General features: G+C 60.7%; 17 protein-coding genes. 11 read left to right on the forward strand and 6 right to left on the reverse strand.

Features of this window, described 5'->3' with window-relative positions; translation table 11 throughout:
- Positions 1-139: 139 nt before the first annotated feature.
- Both AC3RLQ_RS22070 and AC3RLQ_RS22075 read left to right on the forward strand, forming a co-directional pair.
- Positions 140-1,639 carry an ATPase domain-containing protein gene (locus tag AC3RLQ_RS22070; RefSeq protein ID WP_493030810.1) on the forward strand — a complete coding sequence of 500 codons (1,500 nt, stop codon included), beginning with the start codon at positions 140-142 and terminating at the stop codon, positions 1,637-1,639.
- Entirely contained in the window at positions 1,632-3,269 is a 1,638-nt protein-coding gene (locus AC3RLQ_RS22075; protein WP_493030811.1) for a hybrid sensor histidine kinase/response regulator, read from the forward strand. Before AC3RLQ_RS22070 ends, AC3RLQ_RS22075 begins: the two co-directional genes overlap by 8 nt.
- 38 nt (positions 3,270-3,307) lie before the next feature.
- Here the strand turns inward: AC3RLQ_RS22075 and AC3RLQ_RS22080 are convergent, their stop codons facing one another.
- Positions 3,308-3,484, reverse strand: coding sequence for a helix-turn-helix transcriptional regulator (locus tag AC3RLQ_RS22080; RefSeq protein WP_493030812.1), 177 nt, complete (start codon positions 3,482-3,484; stop codon positions 3,308-3,310).
- Between the two features lie 215 nt (positions 3,485-3,699).
- Between AC3RLQ_RS22080 and glmS the strand changes: the two genes are divergently transcribed.
- The 3 genes from glmS to AC3RLQ_RS22095 all read left to right on the forward strand — a co-directional run bounded on the left by glmS (position 3,700) and on the right by AC3RLQ_RS22095 (position 7,514).
- Positions 3,700-5,553, forward strand: a complete 1,854-nt coding sequence (gene glmS / locus AC3RLQ_RS22085) for a glutamine--fructose-6-phosphate transaminase (isomerizing) (RefSeq protein WP_493030813.1) — start codon at positions 3,700-3,702, stop codon at positions 5,551-5,553.
- Positions 5,554-5,576: 23 nt separating this feature from the next.
- A complete protein-coding gene (locus AC3RLQ_RS22090; protein ID WP_493030814.1) occupies positions 5,577-6,389 on the forward strand; it encodes a hypothetical protein in 813 nt (270 codons plus the stop codon).
- A gap of 75 nt (positions 6,390-6,464) precedes the next feature.
- Positions 6,465-7,514: an NAD(P)/FAD-dependent oxidoreductase gene (locus tag AC3RLQ_RS22095; protein WP_493030815.1), complete on the forward strand. Its 1,050-nt coding sequence runs from the start codon at positions 6,465-6,467 to the stop codon at positions 7,512-7,514.
- Positions 7,515-7,666: 152 nt separating this feature from the next.
- On the opposite strand, the gene AC3RLQ_RS22100 is transcribed toward AC3RLQ_RS22095, so the two are convergent.
- The gene (locus AC3RLQ_RS22100; protein WP_493030817.1) at positions 7,667-9,133 is read right to left on the reverse strand and encodes a protein adenylyltransferase SelO; all 1,467 of its coding nucleotides are present in this window, start codon (positions 9,131-9,133) and stop codon (positions 7,667-7,669) included.
- A gap of 263 nt (positions 9,134-9,396) precedes the next feature.
- Between AC3RLQ_RS22100 and mnmM the strand changes: the two genes are divergently transcribed.
- From mnmM to AC3RLQ_RS22120, 4 genes are all read left to right on the forward strand, one after another.
- Entirely contained in the window at positions 9,397-10,002 is a 606-nt protein-coding gene (gene mnmM / locus AC3RLQ_RS22105; RefSeq protein WP_493030818.1) for a tRNA 5-(aminomethyl)-2-thiouridylate-methyltransferase MnmM, read from the forward strand.
- Positions 10,003-10,405: 403 nt separating this feature from the next.
- Positions 10,406-11,353 carry an AEC family transporter gene (locus AC3RLQ_RS22110; protein ID WP_493030819.1) on the forward strand — a complete coding sequence of 316 codons (948 nt, stop codon included), beginning with the start codon at positions 10,406-10,408 and terminating at the stop codon, positions 11,351-11,353.
- Positions 11,350-12,255, forward strand: a complete 906-nt coding sequence (locus AC3RLQ_RS22115) for an EamA family transporter (protein ID WP_493030820.1) — start codon at positions 11,350-11,352, stop codon at positions 12,253-12,255. Before AC3RLQ_RS22110 ends, AC3RLQ_RS22115 begins: the two co-directional genes overlap by 4 nt.
- A 256-nt stretch (positions 12,256-12,511) precedes the next feature.
- Positions 12,512-13,834 (forward strand): NlpC/P60 family protein, encoded by a 1,323-nt coding sequence (locus AC3RLQ_RS22120; RefSeq protein ID WP_493030821.1) that lies wholly within the window; start codon positions 12,512-12,514, stop codon positions 13,832-13,834.
- 29 nt (positions 13,835-13,863) lie between these two features.
- On the opposite strand, the gene AC3RLQ_RS22125 is transcribed toward AC3RLQ_RS22120, so the two are convergent.
- The 3 genes from AC3RLQ_RS22125 to AC3RLQ_RS22135 all read right to left on the reverse strand — a co-directional run bounded on the left by AC3RLQ_RS22125 (position 13,864) and on the right by AC3RLQ_RS22135 (position 16,259).
- Complete coding sequence (locus tag AC3RLQ_RS22125; protein ID WP_422323381.1) at positions 13,864-14,259, reverse strand: VOC family protein; 396 nt, start codon at positions 14,257-14,259, stop codon at positions 13,864-13,866.
- A gap of 56 nt (positions 14,260-14,315) precedes the next feature.
- Positions 14,316-14,729 (reverse strand): DUF6678 family protein, encoded by a 414-nt coding sequence (locus tag AC3RLQ_RS22130; protein WP_493030822.1) that lies wholly within the window; start codon positions 14,727-14,729, stop codon positions 14,316-14,318.
- Between the two features lie 510 nt (positions 14,730-15,239).
- Positions 15,240-16,259 carry a dihydrodipicolinate synthase family protein gene (locus AC3RLQ_RS22135; protein ID WP_493030823.1) on the reverse strand — a complete coding sequence of 340 codons (1,020 nt, stop codon included), beginning with the start codon at positions 16,257-16,259 and terminating at the stop codon, positions 15,240-15,242.
- 48 nt (positions 16,260-16,307) lie between these two features.
- Here AC3RLQ_RS22135 and AC3RLQ_RS22140 point away from each other — a divergent pair, with 48 nt between their 5' ends.
- Entirely contained in the window at positions 16,308-17,591 is a 1,284-nt protein-coding gene (locus AC3RLQ_RS22140; protein ID WP_493030825.1) for an SGNH/GDSL hydrolase family protein, read from the forward strand.
- A gap of 270 nt (positions 17,592-17,861) precedes the next feature.
- Positions 17,862-21,122, forward strand: coding sequence for a tetratricopeptide repeat protein (locus tag AC3RLQ_RS22145; RefSeq protein ID WP_493030826.1), 3,261 nt, complete (start codon positions 17,862-17,864; stop codon positions 21,120-21,122).
- Positions 21,123-21,258: 136 nt separating this feature from the next.
- Here the strand turns inward: AC3RLQ_RS22145 and AC3RLQ_RS22150 are convergent, their stop codons facing one another.
- Entirely contained in the window at positions 21,259-22,335 is a 1,077-nt protein-coding gene (locus tag AC3RLQ_RS22150; RefSeq protein WP_493030828.1) for a COX15/CtaA family protein, read from the reverse strand.
- Between the last annotated feature and the right edge of the window lie 45 nt (positions 22,336-22,380).

Here is a 22,380-nt window from a genome sequence, read left to right on the forward strand (position 1 = left end):
AGAGGAGCGCTGACCGCGCCGTGAGGCGCGAAATTGATTCAATTTCGCGCCTCTTTTTGAACCGCTTTAAGGCGCCATGGCGCCGGATCATCATGACACTCTTTGTCCCCCCTCCTGAGTTTGCTAGAAAGGGTCAGCCATGACCGCTCAGCCTTCGCAAGCTGTTGAAACGGAACGCTGTTCGATGGGGGTGGCGGGTCTCGACGAAGTCTTACACGGCGGCCTGCCACGCAATCGTTTATACTTGGTCCAAGGCGATCCGGGGGTGGGCAAGACCACTCTGGCGATGCAGTTCCTCATTGCGGGAGTGGCTGCGGGAGAGACGGGCCTCTACATCACCCTTTCGGAAACGAAGGAGGAAATCTTCATGGTTGCCCGCTCGCATGGCTGGGATCTGACGGGGGTGCACCTCTATGAACTTTCAGCCATCGAAGAGCAGATACGAGGCGAGAACGAGAGCACGTTTTTTCATCCGTCCGAAATGGAGCTGAGCAAGACGACGGACGCGCTGATCGCCGAGGTCATGAGGGTCAATCCGACGCGGGTGGTGTTTGATTCACTCTCCGAGATGCGCATGCTCTCCGAGACCCCGCTGCGCTACCGACGACAAATTTTGCACCTCAAGCAGTTCTTCGCAGGGCGGGATTCCACGGTGCTGTTGCTGGATGACCGCACCGGAGGCGCTGGCGACCTGCAGGTGGAGAGCATTGCGCATGGGGTGCTCTCCCTGCAGCGCAGCACTCCTGAATATGGCATCTCCCGGCGGCAGCTGAACGTGGTCAAAATTCGCGGCTCGCATTTCCAGGAAGGCTATCACGACCTGATTCTTCGCAAGGGCGGCATGGAGGTCTTCCCGCGCCTGGTGGCCGGGCACCATCGGCGTGAATACAACCGCGAGAATTTTCCATGCGGCATCGCGGGAATCGACTCTCTGCTGGGTGGCGGGCTGGGCCGGGGGACCAGCACGATGTTCATGGGCCCGCCCGGGACGGGCAAGTCCACTCTCGCTGTCATGTTCGCCCTGGCAGCGGCGGAGAAAGGCGAAAAGACCCTGTTGTTTATTTTCGATGAAACCGTCGGCACCCTGATGCACCGGGCGAGACAGCTGGGGATGAGCCTGGACGGGCACGTGGAAAACGGCCTCGTTGTGATTGAGCAGATTGATCCGGCGGAAATTTCACCCGGAGAAATGGCGCACCGTATCCGGCATTCGGTGGAGCATGCCCAGGCGCGCATGATCGTTCTGGACAGCATCAACGGCTACCTGAACACCATGCCTGCCGAGCGGGATCTGACGCTGCAACTGCATGAGCTGCTGGCTTATCTCAACCAGCAGGGCGTGATCACCATCATGGTCCTGGCGCAGCAGGGCCTCGTGGGTGCGATGCAGTCTGCGGTGGATCTGACCTACCTGTCAGACACCGTGGTGCTCATGCGGTTTTATGAAGACCATGGGGTCGTGAAGCAGGCATTGTCTGTCATCAAGAAGCGGAGCGGCGATCATGAACGCACGATCCGCGAGGTCTGGGTGGGCAAGGAGGGCGTCGCGGTAGGCGAGCCGTTGCATGAGCTTCAGGGTGTTCTGACCGGCGTGCCCTCCTTTCTGAACAATGCCGGAGGCCGGGACACCCATGGCTGACATGGATGCTCCGGCGCCAATCCGGGCCGAAGCGGCGACACCGCATGGCACTGCCCCGCATGATCTCCGTATCCTGGTCCTGGCTCCCACCAGCAATGACGCCCGACTGACCGTCGAATTCCTCACCAAGGCAGGCTTGTGGGCCCAGGAATGCATGAGCATGGATGAGCTCTGTACCTTGACCGAGGCGGGATGTGGAGGGCTGCTGCTGGCGGAGGAAGCCCTGGCGAACGGAGGCTCCGCGCGCCTGGCCAATATTTTGGAGACACAGCCGTTCTGGTCAGACCTTCCGGTGGTTTTCATCACTGGCAAAGGGGAGGACAGGATGCGTACGCAGGTTCTCACGGCGATTGGCCCCGTGGGAAATGTGACCATCATCGAAAGGCCGGTCAGACCCGCCACCCTTGTCAGCACGTTTCGCTTTGCGCTGGCCTCACGCTCCCGGCAATATCAGCTCCGTGCGGTGATGACGGAACGCGACGACATGGTGCGAAGCCTGCACGAAGCCGACCGCCGCAAGGACGAGTTTCTGGCGATGCTCGCCCATGAGCTGCGCAACCCGATCGCCTCGGTCGCGAATGCCGTCAGTCTGCTGAAGAGCTCTTCAGACCAAGAATGCCACACATGGGCTGCGAATGTGATTGACCGCCAGATTCACCAGCTGGTGCATCTCATCGACGATCTGCTGGACGTTTCCCGCATCACCACGGGCAAGATCCGGCTGCGCAAGGAGGTCATCGATGCAGCGGTCATTCTTGACCGCGCCTGCGAATCGGTGAGGCCGATGATCAAAGCGCGCGGCCATGAGCTGGTCTGCCGGTACAAACACGGAGGCATGTGGCTGGAGGCGGATCCCACACGGCTTGAGCAGATCATGCTGAATCTCCTCACCAACGCGGCCAAGTACACTCCAGCGGGGGGCTTGCTGCAGCTCTCCGCGGTGCGCGAGGGCATGGAGATCGTGATCCAGGTGAAGGACAACGGCATGGGAATCGCCCCGGAGCGCCTGCCGGAAATGTTCAAGCTCTTTGCCCAAGGGGAGCGCTCGATCGCCCGTAGTGAGGGGGGGCTGGGCATTGGCTTGACGATCGTACAAAAGCTCGCTGAGCTGCATGATGGCCGGGTGGAAGCCCGCAGTGAAGGAGCCAATCGTGGCAGCACTTTCATCATTCGACTGCCTGCGGCAGTGGCTCCGGCCCGCCCTCGTCAGGCGGGTGTGGCGGTGAATGCAGCCAAGGCCCGCGCGCTGCGTCTGCTGGTTGTGGACGACAACGTGGATTCCGCCGAGGGCCTGGCCCGCCTTCTGGCCCGGGAGGGGCATCAGATCAAGATGGCGCATGACGGCCCACAGGCGCTGGCGCTGGTGCCGACCCATTCACCTCATGCCATTGTGATGGACATCGGCCTGCCCGGCATGGACGGGTATGAAGTTGCGCGTCGTATTCGCACTTCAGACCAAGGGGCCAATGTGCTGCTCATCGCCGTGACTGGTTACGGGCAGGATGAGGACAAGCAGCAGGCTCTCAACGCCGGTTTTGACTACCATCTGATCAAGCCAGTAGACATCACCGAAGTGAAACGATTGCTGATTCAACTGAACACCGGGAGCAGCAAGCAGCGCTCCCATTGAACTCATGGATCTGGGGCTGGGAAAACGTCTCTTCCCGGTCAGATCAGCGGCTTGGGCACCATCGCCAGCACCATCAGCACCTTGGAGATCTTCATGCCCATGCGAATGGCGATGGTTTCAGGCGATTTTCCCCGGGCGAAGAGGGTCTGAATCTCCTTCTCTTTCGGGGTCAGGCTGTCTTTCTCTTTCTGGGGTGGGGTGGGTTTGTTTGTCATGCAGATGCTGACACCGCGACCGCTGTCCGCGTTCATTGACCAGTTTTTGATGGCTCTGCCCCCGCCAATTGCCTTCCGGGCCTGAACCCAAAGCGGACTTTATTTTACTAAAGAAAAATAAGGTTCACCACGAACTGCTGGCGTGGGATCTGCGAGGGGGTATCGTATTATCCTGCCATTTCTGGCAGGTCTTTTACCCCCTTTTTTATTCTATCATGTGCGGAATCGTTGGATACATCGGCAATCGTCAGGCCAGCTCAATCCTTTTGGACGGGCTGCGTCGTCTGGAATATCGCGGCTATGACTCGGCCGGCATGGCCCTCAATGGCGGCGGCGAGAACCTCCGGATCGTGAAACGCGCCGGTCGGATCGACAATCTGCGCCAGGCCGTGACGGAGGCGAATCCGCTGGGCACCATGGGCATCTCCCACACCCGCTGGGCCACCCACGGTCCGGCTACGGACGTGAACGCCCACCCGCACCCGGACCAGTCCGGCAAGCTGGTGCTGGTGCACAATGGCGTGATCGAGAACTACCAGACGCTGCGGGACCAGCTGGTCGCCAAAGGCCACACCTTTCAGTCTCAAACAGATACGGAGGTGCTTTCCCACCTGGTGGGCACCTATTTTGATGAATCGAAGGAGCCCGACGGCACGCTGCGTCTGGTGAACGCCCTCAAAGCCGCGCTGGCCCGGGTGAAGGGCACCTACGGCATCGCCGTGATGCATGGCGATCTCCCCGGAGTCATCGTCGGCGCCCGCCTGGGCAGCCCGCTGATCGTCGGACTCGGCAAGCATGAGCATTTCCTGGCCAGCGACGTGTCCGCCGTGGTGGCTCATACCCGGGACGTGGTTTATCTCAACGACTACGACATCGTCACCATCACCAAAGACAACTACGACGTGCAGTCCCACCAGGGCGTGCCCGCCGAGGTGAAGGTGAGCCGCGTGGAGTTCAGCGCGGATGATGCCGAGAAGGGCGAGTTTCCGCATTTCATGCTCAAGGAGATCTACGAGCAGCCGAATTCCCTGCGCAATGCGATGCGCGGCCGCCTTTCACGGGATGAGTGCACCGCCATCATGGGCGGTCTGAACATGAGCCCGAAGGAGCTGGTGCAGATCGACCGCATCATCCTCGCCGGCTGCGGCACGGCCTACCATGCCGCCATGGTGGGTGAGTATTTGATCGAATCCCTCGCCCGTGTGCCGACGGAAGTCGAGATCGCCAGTGAGTTCCGCTACCGCAATGTGCCCACGAACAAGAACACGCTGCAGTTCGTCATGAGCCAGAGCGGCGAGACGATCGACACGCTCGCGGCCATGCGGGAAGGCCAGCGCAAGGGCATCCGCTGCCTGGGCATCGTGAACACCGTGGGCAGCACCATCGCCCGCGAAAGCGACGGGGGTGTGTACATCCACGCCGGGCCGGAAATCGGCGTGGCGGCGACGAAGACCTTCACCTCCCAGGTCACCATCCTCACCCTCCTCAGCATGCTTCTGGGCCGCATCCACCATCTTTCCAGCGTGGATGGACTGGAAATGATCGACCAGCTCGAAGCGATGCCGGACAAGATCACGCAGATCCTCAAGCAGGCGGACAAGATCAAGGCGATCGCCGAGAAGCATTGCAATGCCGAGGGCATGCTCTTCATGGGTCGCCAGATGAACTACCCGGTGGCGCTGGAAGGCGCGCTGAAGATGAAGGAAATCAGCTACATTTACGCCAGCGGCCACCCGAGTGCGGAGCTGAAGCACGGCGTCATCGCCCTGGTGAAGCCGGACATGCCTTCCGTGTTCATCGCCCCGGGTGATGCCGTCTTCGACAAGAACGTGAGCAACATCGAGGAAGTGCGGGCCCGCAAAGGCCCCGTCATCGCCGTGACCACCGAAGGCCGCACGGAGCTGGAGCGCATCACCGATGACGTGATCTACGTGCCGGACTGCCCGTCCTACCTGACGCCGATTTTAAACGTCGTCCCCTTGCAGCTTTTGTCCTACTACATTGCCGTCGCACGCGGGTGTGATGTCGATAAACCAAGAAATCTCGCCAAAAGTGTTACAGTGGAGTAAAGTAATGTCGTTCGCTCCCCATCATGTCCGCTCCCCCGTCACGCTCCCGCCGTACGATTTGCCTCGTAGCGCTGGGACTGTGCCTGGGCGGGATGCCTGCTGGGGCTGATGAACCCGCTCTGGACGACGCCGCACCCTCCATCATTCTGGGAGATCAGACCCCGGCGGATTTCCTGGATCTGATCGGCCAGCGCACGAAGGCGCGGTGGCGACTGCTGTTTCGTCCGCCACCGCCCACGCCTCCCACAGATCGGGGGCGTGCCGCCCTGCTTCTCGGCGGCCTGATGGCAGACAGCTTCCTGATCTGGCAGGCGGGGGATTCCCAGCAGTTCCGCAACAACAACCAGGAAGTGCTGAGCTACTGCCGCATGCTGGGGCTGGGTGAAAAACTCCTGCCCCGCCTCATGGCGCAGGGCAAAATGGCGGAAAGCAACGAGTGGAAGGAGCTGCGCAGCGAGATCGTGGACAGCCACCAGGTGCTGATCCGCATGCTGCGGGAGCAGAAGGACGACGACCTGGCCGTCCTGATCGATCTGGGCCTCTGGCTGCGATTGCTGGAGATTGTCTCCAGCGTGGTCGTGGAAAATGATACCGTGGAAGTGCGGCCTTTGTGCATTGGCTCACCCGTGATCCTTCAGGAAATCCGCGATGACTACAACCGGCTCGGCATGCCCAAGCATGAAGAGCCCATGATCAAGCACATCGGCGACGCCATTGAAGAAATCAGCACACTCTGGCGCAGCGCCATCCCCGCCGCCCCCACGGCGGAGCAGGTCATCAAGACTCACGAGAAGCTCAAGGAGATCATGCAGGTGATGCTGGAAAAGCAGCCTTGAGCTGCCGTTCGTTTTTTGCGTGCCAGTGAATGACTCGGGCATGATTTCGGGCTAAAGCCCCGCACTCCTTTTGTTATGCCACCCCGCATCCTCATCATCGGCCAGGGACTCGCCGGCACGGCGCTGGCGTGGCGTTTGTGGGAGCGTGGAGTGCCGTTTGTGATTGTGGATCGCGACGAAGCGCTCACCTGTTCGAAGGTGGCGGCGGGTTTGATCACGCCAATCACGGGCATGCGGCTCACGGTGAGCTGGCGCTATACTCTGTTTTACCGTGAGGCCCTGGGCTTCTACCGCCGCTGCGGCCAGCTTCTGGGGCAGCGCTGCTTCTTCCCGCGCGGCTATGTGCGGCTGCTTAAAAACGAGGCGGAAATCGCCAAATGGCACAAGCGCCGGCGGGATCCCGACATGCAGCCCTTCCTGCACCCGCAGGCGCCGAAGCTGGATGCGGAGGTCATTCACGATCCTGCGAATGGTTTCCAGCAGCGCCATGCTGCCTGGTTGGATACCCCCACCTACCTCGAAGCCAGCCGCAGGTTCTTCGCAGAACTCGGAGCCTGGATGCAGGCGGACGTGCAGCCCAGTGAGGTGCGTGACGACGACACCGGCGTGGAGTGGCAGGGCCAGCGCTTCTCCCACGTGATCTGGGCGCAGGGCTGGAGCGCGGCAAAGCACCCTCTTTTCAACTGGGTGCCGTTTCAGTCTGCACGCGGCACTATTCTGACGGTTCAGGCCGATATGCGCGGCGAGCAGCGCATTCTCAACCGCGGCTGCTGGCTGCTACCGCGCCCGGACGGCAGCCTGCGTGCCGGATCGACCTACGAATGGAAGTTTGATGATCCGCACACGCCTGCGCCGGAGCAGGTGAAGCAACTGGAAGCCAATTTGAGCAGCCTGCTCAAGGTACCTGCCTCGATTACTGCCATGCAGACGGCGGTGCGGCCTATCATCAAGAACCAGCAGGCGCTCATGGGTACGCACCCCGCGCATCCGCGTGTCGCTTTTCTCAATGGCCTCGGCTCCAAAGGCTCTTTGAGGAGTCCCTGGCTGGCCCGGCACCTTGTCGAGCATTTGCTGGATGGTAGTGCGCTGGATCCGGAGCTGGATCTGCAGCGGAATCAGATTTGAGGAGTGGAGGCCTTTTTCGTGGGGGGGTGTTTTGCTTGTCCATGTCCTGAAGATGGCTTCGCCAAACGGCCCGGCTTTGGAGGCATCGAGTTATGGATGGTTTCCACGCGCTCAGGGTCGGGCGGGCTGTCGCCACACCCAACCCACGGTCCTCACGTGCCGCAAAACGTTTGATAGGCACCGGGTGCCAGACCGGAGGGCGTGGTGAATTCAGACTGGATCTCACGGTCCTCGTACGGCTTCGCCAGCACCTCCAGCAGGCGCTGCATGACGCTCAAATCGCTGCGCTCCACGGCGGCGGCGAGCGCTTCTTCCACCTTGTGATTGCGGGGGATCACGGCGGGATTGTGCGTGCGCATGTGCTGCTGCACTTCGTTTGCAGACTGCGGCTGAAGTTTCAAACGGGCCTGCCATTGCGCGTGCCAGGAGGCGAAGGCGGGATTCTGCTGTGGAGGGGTTTCTGCGGGGTTTAACGCGCGGAAGGTGTTGGTGAAATCGGCCTTTTGGACTTTCATCCATGTCAGAAGGCTTTCGATCAAGGCGCGGTCGTCGGCTTCTTCGGTGAAGAGACCCAGCTTGGACCGCATGCCGGTGAGCCAGTGGCCTTCAAAGGTCGTCTTGAAACTTTCGATGGCCGCATTGGCCAGCTCCACGGCCTGCTTTTCATCGGCATGAAGCAGGGGCAGCAGGGCCTCCGCCAGACGGGCGAGGTTCCACTGGGCGATCTGCGGCTGGTTGCCGTAGGCGTAGCGGCCATTGCGGTCAATGGAGCTGAACACGGTGGCCGGATCAAAGGCATCCATGAAGGCACAGGGGCCATAGTCGATGGTCTCGCCGCTGAGCGCCACGTTGTCAGTGTTCATGACGCCGTGAATGAAGCCGACGCACTGCCATTGGGCGATGAGGCGGGCCTGGCGTTCCATCACGCCTTCGAGCAGCGCGAGGTAGGGAGAGGCGGAGGCGGCGAGTTCGGGATAATGGCGCTGCAGGGTGTGATCGGCGAGGGCTTGGAGGGCGGCTTGATCTCTGTGCGCCGCGGCCCATTCGAAGGTGCCGACGCGGATGTGGCTGGCGGCGATGCGGGTGAGCACGGCGCCCGGCAACGATTCCTGGCGGAAGACTTTCTCGCCGGTGGTGACGACGGCGAGGCTGCGGGTGGTGGGGATGCCGAGCGCGTGCATGGCCCCGCTGATGATGTATTCACGCAGCATGGGCCCCAGAGCCGCACGGCCGTCTCCGCGCCGTGAGAAGGGCGTGGGGCCGGAGCCTTTGAGCTGAACATCGTAGCGTTCTCCCGTGGGCGTGATTTGTTCCCCCAGCAGGATGGCGCGGCCATCGCCGAGGCCGGTGAAGTGGCCGTATTGGTGGCCTGCGTAGGCCTGGGCCAACGGCTCTGTGCCCTTGGGAATTTCGTTGCCTGCGAAGATCTCTGCGCGCTCTGCCAAGACGGGGGCATTCAACCCCAGGGACTGCGCCAGCGCGCTATTGAACACCACCATGCGTGGCTCTCGGACTGGCGTTGGTTCCAGATGCTCGTGGAGCATCGTGGGCAGGCGGGCGTAAGAGTTGTCGAAATTCCAGCCGGATGAGTTGGGATTGGTGGGGGCAGACGCAGACATGGAGAGGATACGCCTTCATGCGCCATCCGGAGCGGCAAGTCTACTTCTCACACGCTGAGGGGGCCTGCTGGCAGGCGAGTGTGATATGCGTTTTGGAGTGCGCCGGGCCTGTGGAGCTTTGCGAGGCCAATGGACGTTCGAAAGCGCCGGAGGACCGGCGCACTCCAGGACGCTCTCGCGCTATTCGCAAATTGCAGCTGTATTTCATGCCGACATGACGGATGCAAACCCTCGATTCCTGTTCCAATGAATGCGGCTGATCCATGACGACGCTTCCTCCCAAACCTCATCTTGCCAGCCCGAATGGCGGCCTGCCCTCGTCTGTGCTGTGGGCGCAGCTCATGCTGAAGGACCGCCTGCGGCCCGGCGACATCGCGGTGGATGCGACGATGGGGAACGGGCATGACACCTTGTTTTTGACCCAGTGCGTGAGCCCCGGCGGGCATGTGTTTGCCTTTGATGTGCAGGCAACGGCCTTGGTGGAGACGGTGAAGCGTGTGCCGGCGGACATGACTACTTTGATTCACTCCGGGCATGAAACGATGCGCGAGCACGTGCCGGTGGAGCTGCATGGGAAGATCAGCGCGATCATGTTTAATCTGGGATATTTGCCGGGCACGGACAAGACGCTCATCACCCGCACGGAGACGACGATGATCGCGGTGCAGGCGGCGCTGGAGCTGCTGAAGCCGGGTGGACTGCTCACCATCGCGGTGTATCCCGGCCATGAAGGCGGAGCCGAGGAGGGGCGGAGCATCGCGGTCTGGGCGGCGGCGCTGGAATCCAGGCGCTATGAGGTGCAGCACCTGCGGCCGATCAACCGTGCGGCTTCACCGCCGGAGCTGTGGGTGGTGTGGAAGCGGGGGTGATGAAGTGAGGGACGGTGGTCCCGGTGATCAGCGGTGTCGCAAAAGCCCTGGCGGACTCAATTCCAAAGCGACTGACAAAAGCGGCAGCCTGCTGAGGCGACATGGAAGGATAGCTTCCATGCTGCGGGTGACTGGCTGCCTGACGATCTCAAAGGATCAGGAGTGCCTCCGGTCTGTCCCGCACACGCTCAGGCAGGCTGGCCGTCACCACCCAGCCTGAGTTCCAAGCCCGCTGTTACTTCGCAGCGTCCGGGAATCAGGAAGTCTCCAACATACAAGGAGTGCCTGTCGTACTTCTGACAGAGCGGTAGAAAAATACAGATACGATTGTGTGCCATGGGCACTCCCTGCCCCTGAGGTACTTGCAGAAGCCCGCATCTCCGCCTAGCTGGAGGCCGCGCGCATGGCCAACCTCGACTATCTCAGCATTCTCTCCGTGGCCGTGCCGGTCTATCTCACGATGGCCGCCGGGGCTCTGGCCCGCAAGACAGGGCTGCTGAAACCGGAAGCGGATGTGAGCCTCATGAAGCTCTCTGTGATGATGCTCACGCCGGCGCTGATCATTGAGCGCGTGGTGGGAAACCCAGCAGTGATGAGCCTGCCGCCCGTGCTCATTGCCGCAGGGCTGGGTTATGCGCTCGTCGCGCTCGGCATCGCGTTTACGTATTTTGTGGCACCGCTGATCGGCCTGAAGAAAGGCGAGGGCCGCCGCACCTTCAGCGTGGCCTGCGGCCTGCAAAATTATGGCTTCGTGGCCATCCCCATCGTCACCGCGTTGTTTCCAGACAAGGGCACGCTGGGTGTGCTTTTCACCTTCACGCTCGGCGTGGAGCTGGCCTGCTGGACTGCGGGCGTCGGGCTGCTGACGGGCCTGAACAAAGCCCCGTGGCGGCTGGCGCTGAATGCGCCGGTGCTCACCATTCTGACCTCACTGGTGCTGAATTTCACCGGCCTGCATGCCCACGTGCCGCAGGTGGCGCACAACACCTTTGCCATGCTGGGCGCCTGTGCGGTGCCGCTGGCCGTGCTGCTCATCGGCGCCTCCATCGCGGATCTCTGGGGGCAGGGCGCCATGCAGTGGAAGGTGGCCATCGTCAGTCCCATTTTGCGTCTGGGCGTCATCCCCGTCGCCTTTCTGCTGGCGGCCTACCATCTGCCGATCAGCCTGGAATTGAAGCGCGTCATTGTCGTGCAGGCGGCCATGCCTTCCGCCGTGTTTAACATCATGATCGCACGCCTTTACGGGGGGCAAGCATCCACCGCCGTGCAGGTCGTGATGGCAACCACCATCGTGAGCTGCATCACCACGCCTCTTGTCATCGCCTGGGGGCTGAAACTGGTCGGCGCATGAATCTTCCCTGGTATTTGCTCTTCCCGCTCGTCGCCGCCGTCGGCTACGCGATCGCGTCCTTGCTGCTGAAAAAAGCGCTCACGGAAGGAGCACACCCGATGGCGTGCTTTCACATCAACAACTGGACCAGCACGCTTGCCTTTCTGCCGCTCGCTTTACTCGAAACACAGCCCGTCAACTGGCACGACTGGTACCTGCCGGTCGGACTGGGCACGCTATTTTTCGTCGGGGGCTGGTTCACTTTCATCGCCATGCAGCGCGGGGATGTGTCCCTCGTCACACCGGTGCTGGGGTCGAAGGTGGTGTTTGTCGCGCTAGGTGCCAGCCTGTTCATCACCGACAGCATGAAGCCGCTGATGTGGGTGGCGGCCATCATCACCACGGGCGGGATCTTCCTCATGAGCGCCACCGATTTCAAAACGCCGAAAGGAGCGCGGCTGGCGGGGCCGGTGGTCATGGCGCTCATCAGCGCCGCACTCTACGCCTTTGCCGATGTGTTCCTGCAAAAATGGGCGCCCTCATTCGGCCCGAAGACCTTTCTGGCTCTCCTGTCTTGCACCACCGGCGTGCTGTCACTCTTCTCGATGACGCTGCTGCCCAATCGCCCGCCGATTCCATGGAATCGCGCCACACAGTGGTCCATCGGTGGCAGCGTCTTGATCGCCGCGCAATCGATGACCTTGGGGCTTTCGCTCGCTTACTTCAATGACGCCGTCGGCGTGAACGTCGTGTATGCCACGCGCGGTATGTGGAGCCTTGCCGTCGTCGCGCTGCTCGGGCCGCTGCTGGGCAACCGCGAACGCCATGAGTCCGGCAAAGCCTACGGCATCCGCATCGTCGCCGCGCTGCTGCTCATGGCGGGAGTGATCTGTGCGGTGATCTCGCGGATGCAGATGAAGTAGCCCTGTTTCTGGGGAATGGGGAGTCCGTGGCTGAGTGCTGATTTGTGCTTATTCGCGCCCCTTTGTCTGCATTCGTGTTAGAGTACGCTGTCAGCACCGGCACATTCAGCTTGCCGGATTAATTAATAAGGAAAACGGGGCCGCGAGAAACGATTCATTCCTGCTTTCCCGCTTCCGCCTCAGAAAATGGATTTGATCAGTTTGGCCCACCGGGGCGTCTAACCAAGCGACATCAACTCCCAGCCCCCCGAAACTCATGCACACTTTATTGCGACTCCTGCTGGTCATGCTCATGGCAGCAGGCACAGGCGCTCCGCTGCTTGCAGCCACGACTTCCACCCAGGGGAAAAAGTCGACCAAGTCGGCAACCAGCTCCAAAAAGAAAGCGGCCGCCAAGTCTGATTCCACGCCGGCGAAAAAGACGCCTCCGCCCGAGCCGGTGAACGAGGATCCTCCCACCGTCGTCCCCACGCCGGCGGTGGTTTCCACGCTCAGCATCGAGGACATCAGTGGGTTTGACTCTTACCCCAAGCAGATTCAAAGCCTGGTGCAGAGCTGCCTGGCGCTCACGCATTTGGAACTCGGCTATATGTATGGCTCCAGTGAACCCAGCAAGGGCGGCATGGACTGCTCTGGCACGATTTATCACGTGCTGCACTTTCAGGGCCTGAAGGACGTGCCGCGGCAGTCCGACGAGATGTGCAACTGGGTGGACAAGAAGAGCCACCTCTCACTCACCCCCACGGCCACCCACTTTGACAGCGAGGAATTCGCCAACCTCAAACCCGGCGACCTGCTCTTCTGGACCAACTCCCTCGAAACCACGCGCAAGCTGCCCGTGACGCACGTCATGATCTACCTCGGCAAGCTCAAGAAAAGCGGCAAGCGCGTCGTCTTCGGCTCCAGCGACGGCCGCAGCTACATGGGCGAGCGCCGCAGCGGCGTGAGCGTCTTCGACTTCAGCCTGCCCAAGCCCGACAGCACCAAGCACTTTTATGGCTACGGGCCGACTCCGGGATTGCTGCCTGCTGAGCCTGAGCGGCAGGTGATCGCGGCGGTGACGCCTCGTGTTCCTGCGCCAGCGTCCACGCCGAAAGAGACTGCGGGGTCTAAAGAAGCAACGACAACGAAGGAAACGGCTGCGGTGAAAGAAACGCCTGCACCGAAGGAGCCTGTGGTAGTCAAAGAACCCCCGGCAACCAAGGCAGCCTCTGCCGCCAAGGAAACGCCCGCACCGAAACTGGTGGCATCCGTGGCCAAAGAAAAAGTGGTGCCCGCACTCACGAAGCCCGACGCCAAAGAATCGTCCGCAGTGAAGGAGGAAGTGCGCAAAGCCGTGGTCATCACCACCGAAACATCACCCGATTCCGCGACCAAGAAAACGGTCTTAGCCGAGGCCAAGAGCGACGCTCCTTCCAAGGCCTCCACCGCCAAACCCAAAACAACGGCGACCAAGAAGCGCTCCACCAATGTTGCGGCTACCACTCGCCGGCGCACGCCTGCCGCACCGCCGAAGAGCGTGTTTGAGCAGAAGATGGATCGCGCGGTGAGTTCGGTACGGCGGTTTTTTCAGCCGTGATGCGGCGGACGGGTTTGTAGCAAAATAATTCAGGGCGCCTCTTTCGTGTGAAACAAATTCCACGCGTGCCCATCGGGATCCAGAAAGCTGTGCTGATACATGAAGCCGTGATCTTCCGCTTCTTCGACAGTCGTGCCTCCGGCGGCCACGGCTTTCCGAACCAGATCGTCAATTTCGGCCCGACTGGAGCACTGGAGGCAGTTCAGAACCTCGAGGTACTTGGAAGTGTCGCATACGGCTCGTGGGGAGAACGTGGTAAAAACGGACTCCTCTGAAAGCATGAGGTGAATGGTTTCGCTGATGACGATGCAGACATGCTTCTCTCCGCTCATGCCCTCATTGACAGTGAAGCCAAGGGCTGTGTAAAACACTCGTGCCCGAGGCAGGTCCTTGGTGGAAAGGTGAACAACAATGGCGCGAATCATGGTGTTTTTGAATTAGGTGGGCGGAAAACCAATGCAAAAGGATCGAGTGCAGGTTCTCACGTGAACGGTATGGGAGTCACTGCTGGGCGTGTGTAGCCAAGAATGAAAAATGAACTGTCGGTCTCTTTGAAAGTGGCACGTGCTTCTTCCAGGAAACGTCGAATCTCATCCGAATGGTCAAGAACGCTGCATTGAACAAGTCTACCCATGTGCCGCCGTTCACATCGCTCAATCTCCACCCACTCAACAAACTTCAGTTCTTCCGGGCCGCCGGAAGCCTCGACGTAATGCGGATGTGGTTGCCAAAGTCCTGTCTGCCAACCCGTAGGCTCAGCCACGTCGATGAATTTGATGCGCTTGTGGCACGGGAAACTTTGAATCAGAGGCATCAGCCGCTGCCACTTTGTGTTGCTGGACACACTGCAAAGGCCTTCTCTTTCAGCGATGCGGATGGCTCGATTCTCTGTCATGGCGATCTAAGGGTTCGCAGTTAGCAGATAGGCTTCGGACTTCTCGCATCGACCGACGACGAACGGAAAGCGCCCATGCCACGACAGATGCCATACGAGCCGTTGCCTGCATCCGTTTTATTCGGCTTCATTTCCGTGCACCAGTCTTGTATAAATGATCAAGGCAGTAAACAACTCCCCTGATTCGTGGTTTGTGACATTCAGCCCATATGCATTCGCCACCCTCTTCACCGCCTCGGGATCGGCGAAGAAGTTCTTTTCTCTTCGATTCTGACTCCTCCCTCGACCAGCCTTCTCGGTCTTCAACCCTGCTGACGACCTGAACTTGATACTTATCCCATTCATCGATTGCCCAGAGAGCACCACAATCAGGGCATTCGCATAGACGCTGCCAGTCTGCCATATCCAATTGGTGGAGTGCCTCCTGAAACCCATTGGGTGCGTTCTCAATAAAGAATGCATCATCAAGACTGTGGCATTGGCATGACATCGTGGTTTTAAAAAAGTCTCTCACCGCAGCCATTCGTCACGATGAGCCGCAACAAACGCATCGTCATTCAAATGTGGGTAGGCGCGATACACACGGTCGATTTCTTCAAGCTGGCCGGGGCTGAGGGATTCGTGTTCATCGAGGCACCAGAGGCCTTCGAGGAGGCCCTGGCGGCGGAGGACTTCGTGGAGGCCGGCGATGCAGCCGTGGTAGGCGTTGGCGGCGTCGAAGAAGGCGGCGTTGCTGTCGGTGACTTCGATGCCGAGTTGAAGCAACGCGGAGGTGGCTGCGGCGTTGCGGCATTGCTCCAGAAGCTGCACGGCGCGCTCGGTCCAGACGGACCAGTGGCCGAGGAGGCCGCCGACGATGCGGCGCTCTTTGCCGGCGAAGCGGTAGGGGGTGAGAAAATCGGCGACGATGTTGTCGTCGTTGCCGGTGTAGAGGGCGATGTCATCGCGCCCGGACTCGATGACGGCGCGTACGACGTCGAGGGTTTGATAGCGGTTGAAGGGGGCCATCTTGATGGCGACGATGTTTTCGATCTCGGCAAAGCGGCGCCAGAACGAGTAAGGCAGCACGCGACCGCCGACGCTGGGTTGCAGATAAAAACCGACGACGGGCAGCACCTCCGCCACGGCGCGGCAGTGCGCGATGCGTTCATCCTCGGTAGCGGCAGGCAGAGCGCCGAGGCTGAGGAGTCCGGCGTGGTAGCCGAGCTCGCGCAGCAGCTCGGCTTCACCGACGGCCTGGGGTGTGGCTCCGCAGATGCCACCGATGCGCACGAGGGGTTTTCCTGAGCGGTCCATTTCTTCCTTCGCGAGTTCGAGCACGGGCTTGAACAGGCCGATCTGTGGATCGCGAATGGCAAACTGGGTGGTGTGCACACCGACGGCGAGGCCGCCGACTCCGGCGGCGATGTAGTAGCGTGCCAGTGCGCGCTGCCGCCTTTCATCGAGCCTGCGCTGCGCGGTCAGGGCAAGTGGATGGGCGGGGATGGCGATGCCGTGCTGGAGCGGGGAGCGAAAGTCGAAGTTGTTCATGAAATTTTGCTTCGCATGCTGACGGCTCAACCTTTCAACCGAGTCCCTATGCTGCGCCACTTCCTGTTTCTGCTTTTTGCCACCGCCACTCTTCATGCTGCGGATGAGTTTCCGCTCGTGCCAGCGCAGGAGTGCCATCCGCGCAACGGACTGCCCAACTTCTTTGCGAAGGCGAACACGGCGGGTGCAGAGATCAAGATCGGCTATCTGGGTGGATCGATTACGGCGCAGCCGGGCTGGAGGCCGAAGACGCTGGCGTACTTTCAGCAGACGTATCCGCAGGCGAAGTTCAGCGAGATCAATGCGGCCATCGGTGGCACGGGCTCGGACCTGGGTGTGTTTCGTTTGAAGCAGGATGTGCTGGATTCCAAGCCGGATCTGATGTTCGTCGAATTCGCGGTGAATGACGGAGGTGCATCACCGGAGCAGATCTTTCGCTGTATGGAAGGAATCGTGCGTCAGACGTGGAAGGCGCTGCCGGAGTGCGACATCTGCTTTGTGTACACGGTGACTGAAGCGCTGGTGCCGGCGATGCTGGAAGGGAAGTTCCAGCGCTCCGCGAGTGCGATGGAAAAGATCGCTGATCACTACGGCATCCCAACAATCCACATGGGCATGGAAGTGGCGAAGCTGGCGAAGGAAGGCAAGCTGGTGTGGAAGGCGAAGCTGCCGAAGACGGATGAGGAGAAGAAGGCGCTGGAAGGGAAATTCGTCTTCGCGCCGGACAGCGTGCATCCGCACGTGGAAACCGGTCACGAATTGTATCTGGCCGCCATTGTGCGTTCGCAAGAGCCGATCAAGGCGGCTTCAAAAGCGACGGGCCCGCATGTGCTGGGCGCACCGTTCATCGCGACGAACTATGAGGAGGCCAAGTTGCTGCCGATCAGTGCTGCCACGCTGTCGAAGGGATTCACGCTGCTTGATCCGAAGACGGACGAGTTCGGCAAACGCTGGGCCAATCGCATGACCACGCTGCACAAAGGCTCGCAGCCGAGCGAGACGATCACCTTCAAGTTCAAGGGTACGCGCTGCTCCATCTATGACATCATTGGGCCGGACTGCGGTCAGGTCAGTGTGACGCTGGATGATCAGCCTGCGAAGATTGTTCCGCGCTTTGACGCCTACTGCACCTACCACCGCCTCAGCGCGCTGGTGATCGGCAGCGATCTGGAAGACAAGGTGCACACGGTGAAGATCGAGATCGATGCCAAGCAGCCAGACAAGGCGACGATCCTTGCGAAGAACGGCAACAAGATCGACAAACCGGAACGCTTCGATGGTACTGCCTTTTACCCCGGCGCCATCCTGCTGGTGGGAGAGCTGGTGCCGTAAGGTGGGCTGGTGGTATTTTGCTCTTGGCATAATGGAGTGCTGAGTGCCTAGGTCATCCCTAGTGAGAGTTCTGGTCGCGCTCCGCACCCTGAGAGTGCGGAGTGTTCAGGGTCGAGGAATGCCGGTAACGCCACATCATTTCCATCAGTGAATATTCCTCAGGGCTGATGGTTTGGTGAACCACTCTTAAGAGTCGTTTGAATCCTGATTCATTACCGTGGGACGGGGGAAGGCATACTGTTATGGAAATAATAGTATGTCCGTTTTCCTATGAGCCACGACCCAGCCCGCGTCGAGCAGCTCTTCAATGAGGCGCTTGAACGTGCGAACCACATTGAGCGCCATGTTTTTCTCACAGGAGCTTGTGGGAACGACACGACGTTGTGGAATGAGGTCTGGGACAGGCTGCGCAATCACCCGGGCAATGGTGGCCAGCAGAGGCGCACGCGAGGGATCCGCGTGCCCAAAGCGCCAAGCCATGGGGCCTTGGAGGAGAAGCCGGGGGACATGATCGGCCCCTACCGGCTGCTGCAAATCATCGAAGACAGCACGAACAGCACGATGTGGATGGCAGAGCGAAACGCGCGCGTGGCGGAGTTCGTGACCATCAAGATCATCGCCGCAGCTGCGAACGACTTTTTGATCCGCTATGAAGCCCAGAAGCATGCGCTGGCGCTGCTGGATCACCCCGACATCGCCAGGCCGCACGCCTGTGGCATGACCCCCGGCGGCAGGCCCTACCTCGTCACAGAGCTGCTGCATGGGACGCCCATCACCCAGTTTTGCGACGATCAAAAGCTCTCGCTGCTGACGCGCGTTCGCCTGTTCATCCAGGTCTGCGATGCCATTCACCATGCCCACCAGAAAGGCGTGGTGCATGGGGACATCAAGCCTGCCAACCTGCTCGTCCGATGGGGTGATCAAGGGCAGCCGCTGCTGAAGGTGACGGACTTTGGCATCGCGAAGGCGATGAACCATGCCCTCGTCGCGCCCACGGGGCAGCTGCGGGCACCTACCTCGTACCTTTCTCCTGAGCACGTAGCGGCCAAGGCGATCGATGCACGGACCGACATCTATGCGCTGGGCATGCTGCTGTATGAAATGATCACGGGACGGCTGCCGATTCCCACTCCGAGAGACGCGGCTGAGCACCTAAATGAAGTGAAGAAGGTCGTGTGTGAGACGCTGGTGGAAAAGCCGTCCGCCCTGCTACGCACGCTGCCCAAGGCACAGCTCACGGGTCTTGCTTTGAACCGCAAGGTTGAGACCTCCACGTACCCCGAACTTCTGGAGGAGCATTTTGACTGGGTGGTGATGCGGGCCTTGGAAAAGCGGCCTGAAAGCCGGTACCCGAGCGTGGATGCGATGGAGAATGATTTTCTGCGCTACCTCAAAGAAGCGGCGGCTCAGGAAGAAAAGCCGGTGGTTCAGGGGACCGCGCTGGGCAGCTTTATCAGTGAGCACCGTGGCATGTTCGGTCTCGCGGCCATGCTGGTGCTGCTGGTGGCAGGCGGCATGGCGGTGATGGGCTGGCTGCTGGTGAAGGAGAGGCAGGAAGAGGCGCGTGTGACCGTGAAACAAAAGGCCGAGTCCTATTCCATGACCTCCCGCTTTCTGCAGGACATGTTTGCCTTTCTGACGCCGGAAACCGTGAAGGGAAAAGACACCGCGCTGGTGAAAGGCATGCTGGATGCGGCGGTCGAACACCTGAACGTGCTGGCTGACCACCCCGAGTCCGGAGCGCGGGCGCAGGAGACGATCGGGCTGACCTATCTGGCGCTGTCACAACCGCTGGATGCGCAGAAGCAGTTCCAAGGCGCCCTTGAGAAGCGTACGCTGGCGCTCGGGGGCACGCATCGGGACACGCTGCGATCCATGCGGCAACTGGCGACCGCCATGGAAGCCGAAGGCCGGTATGTGGATGCGGAGACGCTGCTGCGCCGGACCTTGAGCGCCCAGCAAAAAACTCTGGGCCCGGACCATCCTGACACCTTTGTGACGATCTCGGTGCTGGCGGCCGTGTGTGATGATCAGGAGAAGCATCTGGAGGCCGAGACTTTGTTTCTCAATCTCTACCAGGTGCAGAAGCGTGTGCTCGGCCCGGACCACCTCGATACCTTGGCGACGCTCGGCAATCTGGCGAATTCATGCACCCTGCAAGGCAAGCATGCCGAGGCCATGAAACGACGTGGCGAGCAGGTGGATGGGATGCGACGTGCACTGGGAGCCAGTGATCCGCGCACCCTCATCACGATGAACATTGCAGCCCAGGCCTGTGAAAAGGGCGGCATGCCATCGGACGCGGAGAAGCTGTATTTCGGCGCGCTGGAGGTCTTGAAAAAGTCGCTCGGAGCGGAGCACCCTGACACCTTGGTGCAGGCAGACGAGGTGGCGCTGATGCTGGGACGCCGCGGACGGCATGTGGAAGCGCTGAGGCTGCACCACGAATGCCTGGACGCCAAACGCCGCATGCTCGGCCCAAAGGACCCGCAGACACTTTTCTCGATGAAGAACCTAGCGAACGAGTATGAGGCGCAGGGCAGGCAAGCCGAAGCCGAAGCTTCCCAGCAGCAGGTACTGGAGACCTTGAAAACGGCCTTTCCTCCGGAGCATCCTGAAATCCTGGCACAGATGGACACCGTCGCCCACGTGTATGACAGCCACGGGCGCTTTGCCGAAGCCACGAAACTCCGGCAGGAATCTCTGGTGGTGAAACGGCGTGTGCTGGGCGCCACGCATGTACAAACTCTGCACTCGATGCAACAGCTCGCCGCCTCGCTCGATGCGGATGGCAAACATGCGCAAGCCACCGCGCTTCAGCTTGAGACGCTGGAAATCATGAATACGGCCTACGGCCCGGGCGATCCTGATGTGCTGGCGCAGATGCATGCAATGGCGGCCATGCATGACCGGCATGGTGACCATGCGCAGGCGGAAAAGATCTACCAAGATCTGCTGCAGATTCAGCAGCGCGTCCTTGGCGTCGAACATGCGGACACACTCGCCACGCTGTCCGGCCTGGCAGCAACGCAGCGGCATGCAGGCCGGCTTGAAGAGGCCGAGGCCCTGTATCAGCAGGTGCTGGAACAGCAGCGCAAGCGCACGCCCGCAGACAACGCCGCCGTGGCCGCAGCCTCCGCAGACCTTGGGAGCTTGTGGCTGCAAACCGGACTCACCGCCAAGGCGGAGCCGCTGCTGCGTGACTGCCTGGAGCAGTGCTTCAAACAACAGCCCGAGCACTGGCTGCGCTTCAATGTCGAGAGCCTGCTGGGAGGAGCGCTGCTGCATCAGAAAAAATACACCGAGGCAGGACCGCTGCTGCAATCTGGTTACGAGGGACTGAACGCACACGCGGGCATGCTTGCGATTCAGGATCGCTTTCGGCTCCGCGACGCCATCGAACGCCTCGCTCAATTCAACGATGCCACCGGCAATGCTGCGCAAGCAGCGCAGTGGCGGCAGAAGCTCGCCGAGTTTGATCAACCGCGGGTTGTCTCGGGCACCCCGAAACTCAGCATGAGCACGAAGTAGGGGAGTTTACAGTTTTTGACCGTGGTTGACGGCTGTTTGGAAGGCAGACATCCAGAAGATGGAGTGAAGTCTGCGCGCCATGTTGCAGCGCTGTTTTTGATGGAGGTTCAGCTGTCTGCGTTATCGCAGACAAAGCTCAGGCCTCTTCAACTTCCTCGGCACGACGGCATAGCCGGTCACCCCAGAAGGTGGCGACAAGAAGGCTGCTAAGTGCGAGGAGGCCCAGGCCATTGAGGACGTGGAAGTTGGTGACCCAGAAGCTTTTGCCGGTCAGGATCACGAAGATGCCCAGCGCCACCTGCACCGTGGGCATGAACAGCAGCAGCGTGGCGACAGGGCGCATCTGCGGCAGGGTGACGAGCCAGCGGCGCGCACGCACGGCGACGAAGATGATCAGCAAAGCCACGGTGAAGCCCCAGTATTTGTGGGCGAAGAGAAGGAACACATCCGGTGGCTGAAAGGGCGGCAGCCACTGGCCCTTGGTGGTGAGAATGTCGCTCGCGGCCAGATGCGTGCGCTGGGTGTGGCGCAGGCTGGCGCCGAGAACCAGCTGGCCAAACACGCAGAGAAACAACGCCAGCGACCAGAAGCGCGCCTTTGCGGCTTCTTTGAGCGTGAGAACGAGGCGGCCTTCCGCCCAGGTACGAGAGGATGCGAAGGCAATAAAGACCAGCAGGCAGTAGAACAACTGACCGAGCGTCCCGTGCGTGACGCCCAGCGGGTCCGACATTTTCAAGACTCGCAACCCGCCGAGTGAAGCCTGCAGCACGACCAGCAGCAACGCGAGCGTGGTCAGGCCGCGAAGCAAGGGCCAGCGCTGACTGTACCATTTCAAAACGAGCCAGGAAAAGCCGAGAGTCCCGATGAAGGCAGCTGTCCCAACGGATCCCATGTAGATCAGCACCAGGAAGCCCATGGAACAAAGGATGATGCCGACACCCTCCATCAGGCCCGGCTTGAATTTGGCAAACTGCCAGAAGTAGAGGCCCAGCACCAAAAAACCGATGGTGGTGGCGAGCCAGCGATGCCCATGCTCAAGCAGCAGAGCGGGCACTTTGTACCAGCCTTCAGGATTGAGCTTGCCGTAGCACAGCGGCCAGTCCGGCACCGCGAGTCCGACGTCTTCCGTGGTCACCGCCGCGCCCCACCAGATCAACACCACGCCGACGGCGAGGGTGAACAGAGCATAGCGATGAAAAGCACGGGATGGCATGTCAGTCAGATCAGAAACGTGCGGCAAAAGCAGAAGGGCAAAATA

It is taken from the genome of Prosthecobacter sp. GW821-HT29F12 (assembly GCF_058803405.1).